This window comes from Microbacterium sp. MYb66 (assembly GCF_002979435.1).
Classification (GTDB): domain Bacteria; phylum Actinomycetota; class Actinomycetes; order Actinomycetales; family Microbacteriaceae; genus Microbacterium.
This window is the reverse complement of the sequence record NZ_PCOV01000002.1, coordinates 521,174-534,867: the sequence shown is the minus strand read 5'-3', so window position 1 is coordinate 534,867 and position 13,694 is coordinate 521,174. Positions and strand designations below refer to the sequence as shown.

Here is a 13,694-nt window from a genome sequence, read left to right as displayed (position 1 = left end):
CCATGACGGAAACGACCATCGCGCGCCCCTGGCTCGACACCGACATCCCCGTCGACGAGCGCGTGCAGCTGCTGCTGGACGCCATGACGATCGAGGAGAAGGCCGGCCTCTTCTTCCACACGATGATCGCGATCGGCGACCTCGAGGAACCGAACCCGATCTTCGCGACGCCCTCGGCCCGCGAGTTCCTCGAGACCAAGCGGATGACGCACTTCAACCTGCTCGGCGCCGCTCCCACCGGCCGCGAGATCGCCGCGTGGCAGAACGCGCTGCAGCGGCTCGCGGCCTCCACGCGTCTCGGCATCCCGGTCACGCTCTCGACCGACCCGCGGCATTCGTTCAGTGAGAACCCCGGGGCGTCGATCCTCGCCGGCCCCTTCTCGCAATGGCCGGAGACCCTCGGGCTCGCCGCGACCCGCGATGAGGAGCTCGTCGAACGCTTCGCCGACATCGCCCGCCAGGAGTACACCGCGGTCGGGCTGCGAGTGGCGCTTCATCCGCAGGTCGACCTCGCGACCGAACCGCGCTGGGCGCGCCAGACGGCGACCTTCGGTGAGGATGCGGAGCTGGCGGGCAGGCTCGGCGCCGCCTACATCCGCGGGTTCCAGGGTGCCTCGTTCGGCCCCGGGTCGGTGTCCACGATGACCAAGCACTTCCCCGGCGGCGGTCCGCAGAAGGACGGCGAGGATCCGCACTTCCCCTACGGTCGCGAGCAGGTCTACCCCGGCGGCGGCTTCGAGCTGCACCTGAAGCCGTTCGAGGATGCGCTCGCTGCAGGAACGCGCCAGATGATGCCGTACTACGGCATGCCGGTCGGCACCGAGTACGAGGAGGTCGGCTTCGGCTTCAACAAGTCGGTCATCACCGGGCTGCTGCGCGAGCGCTACGGCTTCGACGGCCTGGTCTGCACCGACTGGGGCCTGATCAGCGATTCCGAGATCTTCGGGCAGCCCTTCCCGGCCCGTGCCTGGGGCGTCGAGGACCTCACGCCGCGAGAGCGCATGAAGAAGGTGCTCGATGCCGGCGTCGACCAGTTCGGAGGCGAGGCGAATCCGGAGCTGCTGCTCGAGCTCGTCGCGGACGGCGAGATCAGCGAGGAGCGGCTCGACGTCTCGGCGCGACGCATCCTGCGTGAGAAGTTCGAGCTCGGCCTCTTCGAGAACCCCTTCGTGGATGAGGATGCCGCGGACGGCATCGTCGGTCGTGCCGACTTCCGCGCCGCGGGGGAGGACGCGCAGCGCGCTTCGATCACGGTGCTCGCGAACGACGGCGCACTGCCTTTCGCACCCGGTCGGAAGCTCTACGTCGAGGGTGTCGACGCCGAGGTGGCGGCATCCTTCGGCGAGGTCGTCGAGACGCCCGCCGAGGCCGATCTCGCGATCATCCGCCTGCAGGCGCCTTTCGAGGAGCGCGCGACGATGTTCGAGAACTTCTTCCACGCGGGCTCCCTGGACTTCTCCGACGAGGTCGTCGCGCACGTCCGCGAGCTCGCGGCCGCAGTGCCCACGGTGGTCGACGTGCTCGCGGATCGCCCACCGATCCTGACGCCGATCGTCGAGGTCGCGGCCGCGGTGACCCTCAACTGGGGTGCGTCCGGTGCGGCGTTGCTGGACGTGCTCAGCGGTGCGGTCGCGGCGCGGGGCGTGCTGCCCTTCGACCTGCCGCGCTCGATGGTCGCGGTCGAGGCCTCTCGCCCCGATGTGCCCTTCGACACCGCCGATCCGCTGTTCCGCTTCGGGCACGGGCTCTCGCTCTGACCCGCCCCCTCCCTGTGGCTGGGCGTCGACCCGGCCCCCTCCGTGCGACCCACCCCCTTGCATGACTCACGCGAGGGGGTGGGTCGCACCTACGGGGGTGACTCGGCGGCAGGGCGAGAGGGCTCCTGTCGCGAGGCGACAACCCGCGGCCGGGGCATCCCGGTATTCCGTTAGAGGATCTTCACAGCGGAGTTCACCCTGGTTTGTCGCACACCTACCATGGAAGCATCCCTACTCCTCTGGAGGAAAGCCATGGTCGACGCTGCCGTCCGTCCTTCGACGACACCCGATGAATCGCGTGCGAGCGCGAACACGAACCTCAACGAGCCGCACATCGATGTCGCCCGCGTGAACGAGGCCCTGATGGGTACCTGGGGTGACGTCCGTCGCCAAGCGCGCGACATGATCAAGGACTCCGCGTTCTGGCGCAACGACGAGCTCGGCAAGGACGAGCACCGCGAGCGCGTGCTCAGCCAGCTGCACCTGCTGGTCGAGAACAAGGCCGTGCACCGCGCGTTCCCCAAGTCGCTCGGCGGCGAGGAGAACAACGGCGCCAACATCGCCGGCTTCGAGGAACTCGTGGTCGCCGACCCGAGCCTGCAGATCAAGTCCGGCGTGCAGTGGGGCCTGTTCGGCTCGGCCGTCCTGCAGCTCGGCACCGCCGAGCACCACGAGAAGTGGCTCCCCGGCATCATGGACCTCTCGATCCCCGGCGCCTTCGCGATGACCGAGATCGGCCACGGCTCCGACGTCGCGGCCGTCGGGACGACCGCGACCTACGACCCGGCCACCGAGGAGTTCGTCATCAACACCCCGTTCCGGGCGGCGACGAAGGAGTACCTCGGCAACGCCGCCCTGCACGGCGTCGCGGCGACGGTGTTCGCGCAGCTGATCACGAACGGCGTGAACCACGGCGTGCACTGCTTCTACGTGCCGCTGCGCGGGGAGGACGGCGTGGACCTTCCGGGAATCGGACGCGAGGACGACGGGCTCAAGGGCGGCCTCAACGGCATCGACAACGGGCGCCTCTCGTTCGACCACGTGCGCATCCCGCGCACCAACCTGCTCAACCGCTACGGCGACGTCGCGGTAGACGGCACATACTCCAGTGCGATCGACAGCCCCGGCCGCCGCTTCTTCACGATGCTCGGGACGCTCGTTCAGGGACGCGTGTCGCTCGACGGTGCGGCATCCTGGGCCTCGGCGCTCGGCCTGCACATCGCGATCACCTACGCCACCCAGCGCCGCCAGTTCGACGGTGCCGACGGGCAGGAGGTCGTGCTCATGGACTACGGCAAGCACCAGCGCCGTCTGCTCCCGCGCCTGGCGACCACATACGCGCAGATCTTCGCGCACGACGAGTTCCTGCAGAAGTTCGACGGCGTCTTCTCGGGTCGTACCGACACCCCGGCCGACCGCGAAGACCTCGAGACCCTGGCCGCCGCCCTCAAGCCGCTGTCGACCTGGCACGCGCTCGACACGCTGCAGGAAGCCCGCGAGGCCACCGGCGGTGCCGGGTTCATGTTCGAGAACCGTCTGGTGGGCCTGCGTGCCGACCTCGACATCTACGTCACGTTCGAGGGCGACAACAACGTCCTGCTGCAGCTCGTCGGCAAGCGTCTGCTGACCGACTACGCCAAGCAGTTCCAGGGCAAGGATGCGGCGGCGCTCGCGAAGTTCGCCGTGGGGATGACCGCGGGCAAGCTGTTCCACGGCGCCGGACTCCGTCAGCTCGGTCAGGCCGTCTCCGACTTCGGTCAGGTGAGCCGTTCCGTCGAGCGGGGGCTCCGCGAAGAGCAGCAGCACGACCTGCTCGCGGGACGCGTGCAGCAGATGGTGGCCGACATCGCGGGCCGTCTGCGTCCCGGCGCGAAGGACAAGGCGCTCGGCGCCCGCCTGTTCAACGAGAACCAGGCCGAGCTCATCGAAGCCGCCCGTGCGCATGGAGAACTGCTGCAGTGGGAAGCGTTCACCGACGCGGTGCACCAGATCGACGACGCCGACACGAAGAAGGTGCTCACGTGGCTGCGCGACCTGTTCGGTCTGCAGCTCATCGAGAAGCACCTCGCCTGGCACCTGATCAACGGACGCCTGTCGACCCAGCGCGCCGCGGCCGTATCGAGCTACATCGATCGCCTGTGCGCACGGCTTCGTCCGTACGCCCTCGACCTGGTCGACGCGTTCGGCTACGAGCCCGAGCACGTGCGGGCGCCGATCGCGAGCGGCATCGAGAAGCAGCGTCAGGACGAGGCCCGTGCGTACTACGCCGACCTCGCCGCGTCCGGCCAGGCCCCGATCCAGGAGAAGGTGCTGAAGAAGAAGCAGCGCTGATCCGCCGGCTGTTCACAATCCAGGATTCCCGCCCCGGTCTTCGCGATCCGGGCGGGATTCCTGCGTTCGGGACGTTCTTCCTGAACGGCGGACGCTCCCTGAACGGTGGACGCGCTCAGGACGGCGCGTGGAGGTCGACGCCCCGCTCGGACGCCAGTGCCCGCAGCTTCTCGGCGGCATCGGTCTCGATGCAGACGCAGGCGCGCAGCCCGGCATCCTCGTCGCGCAGGAGGTAGTAGCTCGTGGAATCGGTGAGCAGCTCGCCCTGGGCATCGCGGAACAGCCATCGCACGCGCACCAGCACCAGTCGATCCGTGAGCGCGCTCGTGTCGAGGAGCTCATGCCCGACCGACGCGAGTCCGAGCTCCCGGTAGAGGGGATAGGACTGCTTCAGTCCGGCGATCATCGCGTCGCGGGACTCGAGCACGCCCGAGACGTGGTCGTCGGCGACCATTCCCGGCGTCGACCACAGGTCCGCGGCCGACTCCGCGTCGAACTCCGTGAGCGATGCGGCGTAGCGCTCGAGGTACTCGTCGATCCGGTCGGTGTGGATGCTCATGCCCTGAGCGTACGGAGGGATCCGCCGGTGATCAGGGGCCTTGACGGATCGTGAATCGGTCTCTCAGCTGCCCGGCGTCGGGGGATACGGCGGTGCCGGTGGTGCAGCCGGCGGGTACGTCGCGGCGGGAGGGTACGTCGCGGCGGGAGGGTACGGAGCCGGGTAGCCGACCGACGGCGCTCCTGCCGGCGGCACCATCGCCGACTGCTTCCGCACCCGCAGCAGCACGGCTGTGAATGCGAAGTAGAGGAGGGCCGCCGCGGTGCCACCGCCGAGCAGCAGGAGCGTGGACAGGGCGCGGCTGACCTCCATCGGCAGTGCGGAGAGCACGGGGAGGAACGCGCGCGGAACGAACAGGAGGGCACTGAGCACCAGCAGCGCGAGTGCCGGGAGGAGCAACGCGAAAGCGGACCAGCGGGTGACGAAGATGCCGGCGATCACGAGCAGCACGCCGAACAGGACGGCCGCGGCGGCGTCGGGCACGAAGTCGAGCCGGTTCCGCTGGAGTGCTGCGAGCGCACCGCGCCCGAGTCCCCAGGACAGCAGCATCGCCCCGGCGAGGAGCAGCACCGGCGCAGCGATGAGTCCGCCGATCGAGAGACCGGTTCCCGCAGGCTCGGGCCGGCGTCGTACGAGCGCGAGGACGAGCCCCATCGTCCCGAGCACCGGGAAGAGGATCAGCGGGAGGCCGTAGCCGAGACCGTCGAGCCACTCCCGGGGGACGGCCCCCGACGCGAGGCGGTAGGCCTGCAGCAGCAGCGCCGGGAACAGAGCGAACACGAGGGGCACGAGGGTGAGCACGCCCACGGCGATCAGGCCGGCGGAACTCCAGATGCCCGTCAGCACCACGAGCAGGAGGAGCAGGATGCCGATGGCCTGGAGCAGGATGGGCACCCCGAACCGGCCGAGGTCGACACTCGCCATCGCGTACTGACCGTAGGCGAACAGCCAGGTGTTCCCGCCGGTGGCCAGCAGCCCGGCGGCGAGCGGTGTGACGATGACGGCGATGATGACGGTGATCAGCCGGGCGGACGTGGTGGATCGACGCATGGTGACTTCCCCCTCCGGAGTCTGGCCCTCACCCTACCCGTGCGCTTCGCGCGTGTGGAGGCGCACGGCGGGACGAGCGCCGGCGGGTGCGTAGTGTGGATCGAACCCCCACGAGAAGGAGTCCCCGTGACCCGCGTCAACGCCTACGCCGCACCCCGCGAAGCCGCCCCGCTGGAGAAGACCGTCATCGAGCGGCGCGAGCTCGGGCCGCTCGACGTGCTCATCGACATCGCGTTCGCCGGCATCTGCCACTCCGACATCCACACCGTGCGCGGCGATTGGGGACCGCAGAGGTACCCGCTGGCTCCGGGGCATGAGATCACCGGGACGGTCGCCGCCGTGGGCGATGCCGTGACCCGACACGAGGTCGGTGATCGCGTGGGAGTCGGCTGCCTGGTGAACTCGTGCGGCGAGTGCCGCAACTGCCTCCGCGGCGAGGAGCAGTTCTGCACCGAGGCGCGCGTCCTCACCTACGGCGACACGGATCGGGACGGAACCGTGACGCAGGGCGGGTACTCCGAGCAGGTCGTCGTGACGGAGGCGTTCGTCCTGCGCATCCCCGACGCGCTGCCCTTGGATGCGGCCGCGCCCCTGCTCTGCGCCGGCATCACGACGTATTCGCCGTTGCGGCACTGGAACGTCGGTCCCGGCACGCGCGTCGCGGTCGTCGGCCTCGGCGGGCTGGGGCACATGGGCGTGCAGATCGCGCATGCCCTCGGCGCCGACGTGACCGTGCTCTCGCAGACCCTGAGCAAGAAGGAGGACGGCCTGCGGCTCGGTGCCGACCATTACCGGGCGACGAGCGACCGCGAGACCTTCCGCGAGCTGCGCGCGTCGTTCGACGTGATCCTCAACACGGTGAGTGCCGTGATCGATCTGCGCTCGTATCTGAGCCTGCTCGACATCGGCGGCGCCCTGGTCTGCGTCGGCGCTCCCGCCGAACCGCTGTCGGTCGGGGTGATGTCCCTGATCAGCGGGCGCCGTTCGCTCGCCGGATCCAACATCGGCGGCATCCGCGAGACGCAGGAGATGCTCGACTTCTGCGCCGAGCACGGCATCGTGTCCGAGATCGAGGTCATCCCGGCCTCCGACATCAACGCCGCCTACGAGCGGGTGCTCGCCTCGGACGTGCGGTACCGCTTCGTCATCGACGCCGCGACCTTCGCCGACTGACGTCGGTGGCGGCGGATACGTTGGCACGATGACCTCTCTCCTCACGGGCCCCGATGCCCGCGACCGCTGCGCCTGGGTGGGCGACGACGCCGAGTATCGCCGCTATCACGACGAGGAGTGGGGGACACCGCTGCACGGCGACCGCGCCCTGTTCGAGAAGATGGCGCTGGAGGGGTTCCAGGCCGGGCTCTCGTGGATCACGATCCTGCGCAAGCGACCGCGCTTCCGAGAGGTGTTCGCCGGCTTCGAGCCCGAGATCGTGTCCGAGTTCGGGGAGGACGACGTCGAGCGCCTGATGGCGGATGCCGGCATCATCCGCAATCGCGCGAAGATCGAGGCGACCATCGGCAACGCCCGGCTTGTGCACGGCATGGCCGAGGGCGAGCTCGACGAGCTGATGTGGTCGTTCGCGCCGCCGGCATCCGGCACCCGTCCGGCCGCTTTCGCCGACGTCCCCGCGGTGACGGCGGAGTCGACGGCGCTGAGCAAGGAGCTGCGCCGTCGAGGGTTCCGCTTCGTGGGCCCGACCACCATGTACGCCCTGATGCAGTCGGCCGGGATGGTCGACGATCACATCGCCGGGTGCTGGCGCGCGTAGCGGGAGGTCATGGGGATATCTCCCCATCGAGCAGTATTCCGCGACACCGTTAGGATGAACGGGTGCTCCGTGGGTCCGTCGGGCCTGTGGAGAAGTAATCGGAGAGTGTCACCCTGGGGGGGAACCGGGCATGAAGGCGTTGTCATGGATGCGCGCGCGACCCAAGACGCTGGCGTCCGCCGCCGGCGTCACCGTCGGCGTCATCGCCATCACCACGATGGCCTTCACCTATGAGGGGTTCCCGACCACCAAGGTCGACCTGAACGACGGCGGCGTCTGGATCACCAAGACCTCGAGCCTGCTCGTCGGGCACTTCAACAACGAATCGACGATCCTCGACGGCGGTCTGCGCACCACGAGCGAGAACTACGACATCCTCCAGGCCGCGGCCAACGTGATCGTCGTCGACGAGAGCGCGTCGACCGTGACGGCCATCGATCCGGCCCGCGTCTCCCTGGGCGACTCCACGATCATCCCCTCTTCCGCGAAGGTGGCCCTGGGCGCGAGCACGGCCGCGATCCTCGACGAGAAGTCCGGCGACCTCTGGGTCGTGCCCGTGAAGGGCATCGCCTCGTTCGAGATCGAGGCCGCAGAGCCGGTCGCCGAGCTCGGGGAGAACTCCGACGTCACCGTGGCCGACGACGGAACGGTCTTCGCCCTCTCCGGAGAGCGCGGCGAGGTCGTGACCGTCCCCGTCGACAACGAGGGCTCCCCGCAGGACTCGTCGACCGCGTCGGTCGGCGAGCTCGACGTGTCCAAGCGCCCGACCATCACCGCCGTCGGCCGCACGCCCGTCGTGTTCGACGAGGCGGCAGGGGTCGTGACGACGCCCGGTGGCTTCCGGACCGAGGTCGAGGGCGCGGCGGATGCCGTGCTGCAGCAGGCCTCCGCCGAGACAGACGCCGTCGCCCTCGCGACCCCTTCGGCACTGGTCCGCGTGCCGTTCGACGGCAGCGAGCCCGAAGAGACCTCCGCCGGCGGCGACGGCACCGCAGCCGCACCGGTGTGGCTCCGCGGCTGCACCTATGGAGCCTGGGCGGGGTCGGCGACCTTCATCCGCGAATGCCCCGGTGACTCCAACGACGTGAACGCCCCGATCGACGGCGCCGAGGACTCCGCCAGCCTGACCTTCCGCGTCAACCGCGACGTGATCATCCTCAACGACGCCGTCGGCGGTGCTGCCTGGATGGCCAACGAGAGCCTGCAGCGCGTCGACAACTGGAATGACCTCACCCCTCCGGAGGGCGAGACCGAGAACGAGGAGGACTCGACCGAGGAGACGGTCGAGACCACTCTTCCCGAGCGCAGCGAGGAGAACACCCCTCCCATCGCGGAGGACGACTCCTACGGCGTGCGACCGGGCGCCACGACGCTGCTCCCGGTGCTCGACAACGACAACGACCCCGACGGCGACGTGCTGGTCGCGGCGCTCGCCGAGGCGCAGCCCTCCATCGGCACGGTGCAGCCCATCAACAACGGTGGCGCGCTGCAGATCGCGGTCGACGAGAAGGCCTCCGGCACGGCCAGTTTCACGTACGAGGTCGACGACGGCCGCAAGGGCAAGGACACCGCGGTCGTCACCCTCACCGTGCACGACTGGAACGACAACGCCGCCCCGGCGCCGAAGCGGAAGACCTCGCTCGCGGTCGAGACCGGCGGCACGATCTCGTACAACATCCTCCCGGACTGGATCGATCCCGACGGCGACGACATCTACCTCAAGGAGGTGATCGCGGCTCCCGGTGACGAGGTCGACTTCAGCAAGGACGGCCAGATCACCTACAAGGCGACCGCCAGCCTCCAGGGGCGCAAGGACGTGCAGGTCACGGTCGCGGACGCCTTCGGAAAGCTCGGCACCTCGACGATCGCGCTCGATGTGCGTCCGCAGGGCTCGACGAACCCGAAGACCAACGCCGACCACGTGATCACGAAGGCCGGCGAGCAGGTCACCATCGCCCCGACCGCCAACGACACGAGCACGTCCCGCGAACCGCTGCGCCTGAGCCGAGTGCTCGAGACCCCCGGCGCGACGATCGTTCCGAACACGCCGAACAAGACCTTCTCCTTCATGGCCGAGAAGCCGGGCGTCTACTACGTGCAGTACCAGGTCACGACCGGGCCGAAGAACGGCGAGGGGCTCGTGCGCGTCGACGTGATGCCCGAGTCGGAGACCGACCTGCCGCCCGTCGCGGTGCGCGACGTCGCGCTGCTGCCCACCGGCGGCGACGTGCTGCTGGGCGTGCTCAACAACGACACGGATCCTGCCGGCGGCATCCTCGTCGTGCAGTCGGTGTCGCTGGATCCCGGCAGCGGCGTCTCGGTCTCGGTGCTCAATCACGAGACCCTGCGGATCACCGATCAGGGTGCGCTCGAGGATCAGGTGCGCATCAAGTACCGCATCTCGAACGGCTCCAAGTCGGCCGAGGGTGAAGTCGTCGTGATCCCGATCCCGGCACCGGAAGAGCTCCTGCAGCCCGTCGCGAACCCCGACACGGCGACCGTCCGCGTCGGTGACGTCGTGACGATCCCGGTGCTCGACAACGACACCCACCCGAGCGACGACGTCATGCACGTCGAGCCCGAGCTCATCGAACCGTTCGTCGATCCCGAGGACGGCGAGGCGTTCGTCTCCCAGGACACCGTTCGCTTCAAGGCGGGGCCCGAGGCCAAGACGGTGTATCTCACCTACGAGGTCGCCGACTCCCGGCAGCAGAAGGCGGCCGGCTACGTCACGATCCAGATCCTGCCGATCGACGAGGAGACCAACGCGGCACCTCGTCCGCAGGATCTCGTCGCGCGCGCCCTCGCCGGCACCGAGGTCAACATCGCGGTGCCCCTCGACGGCATCGACACCGACGGCGACTCGGTCGAGCTCGTCGGCATCGAGTCGAGCCCCACCAAGGGGCGCGTCACGACCGGACCCAACTACTTCACGTACGAAGCCGCCGACGGAGCATCCGGCGTCGACGTGTTCAAGTACCGCGTGCGCGATCGTCTCGGACAGGAGGGCATCGCCACGATCCGCGTGGGCATCGCGCCCGCCGAGCAGATCAACCAGCCGCCCTATGCCGTGAAGGACGCCGTCGTCGTGCGACCGGGACGCGAGATCGCGGTCCCGGTGCTCGCGAACGACTCCGACCCCGAGGGCGACAAGGTCATGCTCGTCAAGGACGGCCTCGAGCTCCCGGACGGACTGGAGGCACGCGTCTCCGGTGACCGGGTGATCGTGCAGGCTCCGGACGGCCCGACCGAGACCTCGCTGCAGTACACGGCGGTGGACGCCCGCGGGGCGACGGCCACGGCGACCCTCCAGATCACGGTCGACGAGGAGGTGCCGTTGCAGGCGCCGGTCGCGCGCGACGACAGGCTGCAGCCGGCAGACCTCAAGGACGGCAGCCTGAGCGCCGACCTCGACATCCTGGCCAACGACGAAGACCCCGACGGCACGACGGACCGCCTCACGGTCGATGTCGGAGAGGGCGGAACGCGACTCGAGAACGGGAAGGTGCGCGTCACCGTCACCGACGAGCTGCAGCTGATCCGCTACACGCTCACCGACCGCGACGATCTGCAGGCGTCGGCGTTCATCTTCGTCCCCTCGAAGGCCGACCTGCGTCCGACCCTCACCTCGACGAAGCCGCTCGAGGTGGTCAGCGGAGAGACGGAGACGCTCCCGCTCTCGGAGTACGTCACGGTCGCCGGCGGTGGCGACGTCGTCATCACCGAGAAGGCGAAGATCAGCGCGAACCACGCCGACGGCTCCGACCTGCTGAAGGACCCGAAGACCCTCGTCTACACCTCGGCCGCAGGATTCTTCGGCCCGGACTCGCTCACCTTCGAGGTCACGGACGGCGACGGACCGGACGACCCGGAGGGACGCAAGGCGACGCTGAGCATCCCGATCAACGTGCTGCCGCCGGAGAACCAGCAGCCGACGTTCGTGCAGGGACAGGTCAACGTCGCCCCCGGCGAGCCGGCGACCTCTCTCGATCTCGCCGCGCTCACCGACGACCCCGACCCCGAAGACAAGGGAAAGCACGACTACACCCTCATCGGCGGCGAGGAGAAGGGCGTCACGGCCCGGATCGACGGCGACGACAAGCTCGTCGTCGAAGCGGCTTCGAATGCGAAGAAGGGGACGGCGCTCACGCTGAAGCTGCGCATCTCCGACGGCACGACCGAGCCCATCGAGGGGACGGTCGCCGTGCTGGTCACCGCATCGACGCGTCCGATGCCGGCGGCGAACACCGACACCATCGCCGAAGCGGATGCCGGCGAGACCTTCTCCGTGCCCGTCCTGGCGAACGACTACAACCCGTTCCCGGACACCCCGCTCAAGGTCGTCTCCGCCGTGACGGAGTCCGGCGCCGGCGAGGTCAAGTTCACGAACGACCAGGTCACCGTCACCCCGGGCAAGGCCTTCGTGGGCACCCTCGTCGTCCGCTACCGCATCCAGGATGCGACGGAGGACGTGGACCGCGAGGTGAACGGCCAGATCGTCGTCACGGTGCAGGACGTCCCGAACGCCCCCGGCGTCCCGACCATCGTCAGCGTGCAGGACCGCACGGTCGTGGTCTCGTTCTCGGCGCCGTCGAACAACGGCGCCGAGATCACGAAGTACACCGTGAAGTCGGTCGGCGGCAGCGCGTACTCCAAGGAGTGCCAGTCGACGACCTGCACGCTCGACGGCCTTACGAACAACGTCGAGTACACGTTCCAGGTGACCGCGACCAACCGCGTCGGCGAGTCCGAGCCGTCCGGCCTGTCCGGACCGGCGCGCCCCGACGCCCGCCCGGACACCCCGAACCCGCCCACGCTGAAGTTCGGCGACAAGTCGCTCCAGGTGGCCTGGGTCACCCCGACGACCCCGGGTTCACCGGTCGACCGGTACACGCTCGAGATCTCGCCCGCACCGCCCTCCGGCATCACGCAGAAGGAGGTCACGGGCAACTCGATCACCTGGGAGGGGCTCGAGAACGGCTCGGACTACCAGGTCAGAGTGCAGGCGCACAACAAGGCGCCCGACCCCTCCAGCTGGAGCGGCTGGTCGGCATCCGAGATCCCGGCGGGCCCCCCGCTCGCTCCCGGCGCGCCCACGACGACCGAGCTCTCGCCGGTCGGCAGCCAGGCGCAGATGCAGGTGAGCTGGGAAGCGCCGAACCAGAACGGCGACGCGATCCGGGGCTATCGGCTCGAGGTGCTGCGCGGCGGGTCCGTCGTGCGCACCCTCACCCCCGGTCCCGAGGCCCGCAGCCAGGCGGTCGTGGTCGACACGTCCGAGACGCCGTACACGTACCGCATCCAGGCCTACAACAAGGCCGGGTGGGGCGACATGAGCGCTCCCTCCGCCCCTCGACGCGGCGTGGTCGCCCCCGGTGCTCCGACGAGCCTGCGGGTCACCGCCGAGGGCGACCGCTCTCTGACGATCGCCTACAACGAGGGCTCCCGCGGGGGTGCGACGGCCGGTGAGATCACCCACCAGTACCGCTTGAACGGCGGCGGGAACTGGAACACCGTCCCCGGCAACAAGGTCATCGGCGGACTCAGCAACGGCACGAACTACACCGTCGAGGTGCGGGCGGTCGCGAACGTGGGCGGGTCGACCTATGCGGGAGCCGTCTCGAATGCGGCATCGGGGAACCCCTACGGTCCCCCGAGCCCGCCGGCGGTGAGCGCGGAGTCGCTCGCGAGCCAGGTGCGGCTGAACTGGAACGCCGAGGGCTCCGGCAACGGTCGCTCCATCGAGACCGTGCAGATCAGCATCGACGGCGGCGGCTGGCAGAACGTCGGCTTGCGGGGGTCCACGAACGTCGGGTCCTACAGCGAGTACCACAGCATCAAGGCCCGTGCGAAGGACTCCACCGGCGTCTGGTCGGCGGAGAGCGCGACGCAGGGCACGCACGCGCAGGCGCAGCCGCAGCCGCGGTGGTGGGCGTCGCAGGGCGTCGACTCCCGCAACTGCAGTCCCGACACCTGCTACTACCTGAACCTGAACACCGCGAACGTGCCCCCGGGTCAGTACATGATCCGCTGCCTCGACAACGGTCAGCCGTACCGCTCGTCGTCCGGACAGGTCTCGACCTACAACCGGTACGACGTCCCGGCGAACGGCACGATCCAGCTCTCCTGCTGGCACGGCGGCATGGGCAGGACCCTGCAGGCCGACATCCAGGGCATCGGCGCGTCCGAAGGCACCAGCTGGCCGTAGCGGCTCCCGCTCCCGGCG

General features: G+C 69.3%; 7 protein-coding genes. 5 read left to right on the top strand and 2 right to left on the bottom strand.

Features of this window, described 5'->3' with window-relative positions; all coding sequences use genetic code 11:
* The first annotated feature begins 2 nt into the window (after window positions 1–2).
* Window positions 3–1,757: a glycoside hydrolase family 3 protein gene (locus tag CQ045_RS06360; protein WP_105721816.1), complete on the top strand. Its 1,755-nt coding sequence runs from the start codon at window positions 3–5 to the stop codon at window positions 1,755–1,757.
* 252 nt (window positions 1,758–2,009) lie between these two features.
* The gene (locus CQ045_RS06355; RefSeq protein WP_105721815.1) at window positions 2,010–4,088 is read left to right on the top strand and encodes an acyl-CoA dehydrogenase; all 2,079 of its coding nucleotides are present in this window, start codon (window positions 2,010–2,012) and stop codon (window positions 4,086–4,088) included.
* A 115-nt stretch (window positions 4,089–4,203) separates the two neighbouring features.
* Here the strand turns inward: CQ045_RS06355 and CQ045_RS06350 are convergent, their stop codons facing one another.
* Together CQ045_RS06350 and CQ045_RS18775 are read right to left on the bottom strand one after the other, a co-directional pair.
* Window positions 4,204–4,647, bottom strand: coding sequence for a hypothetical protein (locus tag CQ045_RS06350; protein WP_105721814.1), 444 nt, complete (start codon window positions 4,645–4,647; stop codon window positions 4,204–4,206).
* A gap of 63 nt (window positions 4,648–4,710) precedes the next feature.
* Window positions 4,711–5,697 carry a hypothetical protein gene (locus tag CQ045_RS18775; protein ID WP_181156463.1) on the bottom strand — a complete coding sequence of 329 codons (987 nt, stop codon included), beginning with the start codon at window positions 5,695–5,697 and terminating at the stop codon, window positions 4,711–4,713.
* Between the two features lie 126 nt (window positions 5,698–5,823).
* On the opposite strand from CQ045_RS18775, the gene CQ045_RS06340 reads away from it, so the two are divergent.
* From CQ045_RS06340 to CQ045_RS06330, 3 genes are all read left to right on the top strand, one after another.
* Window positions 5,824–6,870: an NAD(P)-dependent alcohol dehydrogenase gene (locus CQ045_RS06340; RefSeq protein ID WP_105721813.1), complete on the top strand. Its 1,047-nt coding sequence runs from the start codon at window positions 5,824–5,826 to the stop codon at window positions 6,868–6,870.
* A gap of 28 nt (window positions 6,871–6,898) precedes the next feature.
* Window positions 6,899–7,468, top strand: coding sequence for a DNA-3-methyladenine glycosylase I (locus CQ045_RS06335; RefSeq protein ID WP_105721812.1), 570 nt, complete (start codon window positions 6,899–6,901; stop codon window positions 7,466–7,468).
* 148 nt (window positions 7,469–7,616) lie between these two features.
* Window positions 7,617–13,676 carry an Ig-like domain-containing protein gene (locus CQ045_RS06330; protein WP_258130973.1) on the top strand — a complete coding sequence of 2,020 codons (6,060 nt, stop codon included), beginning with the start codon at window positions 7,617–7,619 and terminating at the stop codon, window positions 13,674–13,676.
* The last annotated feature ends 18 nt before the right edge of the window (window positions 13,677–13,694 follow it).

What these genes read in the sequence shown, in the direction of transcription:
- CQ045_RS18775 (WP_181156463.1), bottom strand. Translation starts at nt 5,697, where the DNA reads ATGCGTCGATCCACCACGTCCGCCCGGCTGATCACCGTCATCATCGCC.
- CQ045_RS06360 (WP_105721816.1), top strand. Translation starts at nt 3, where the DNA reads ATGACGGAAACGACCATCGCGCGCCCCTGGCTCGACACCGACATCCCC.
- CQ045_RS06335 (WP_105721812.1), top strand. Translation starts at nt 6,899, where the DNA reads ATGACCTCTCTCCTCACGGGCCCCGATGCCCGCGACCGCTGCGCCTGG.
- CQ045_RS06330 (WP_258130973.1), top strand. Translation starts at nt 7,617, where the DNA reads ATGCGCGCGCGACCCAAGACGCTGGCGTCCGCCGCCGGCGTCACCGTC.
- CQ045_RS06350 (WP_105721814.1), bottom strand. Translation starts at nt 4,647, where the DNA reads ATGAGCATCCACACCGACCGGATCGACGAGTACCTCGAGCGCTACGCC.
- CQ045_RS06355 (WP_105721815.1), top strand. Translation starts at nt 2,010, where the DNA reads ATGGTCGACGCTGCCGTCCGTCCTTCGACGACACCCGATGAATCGCGT.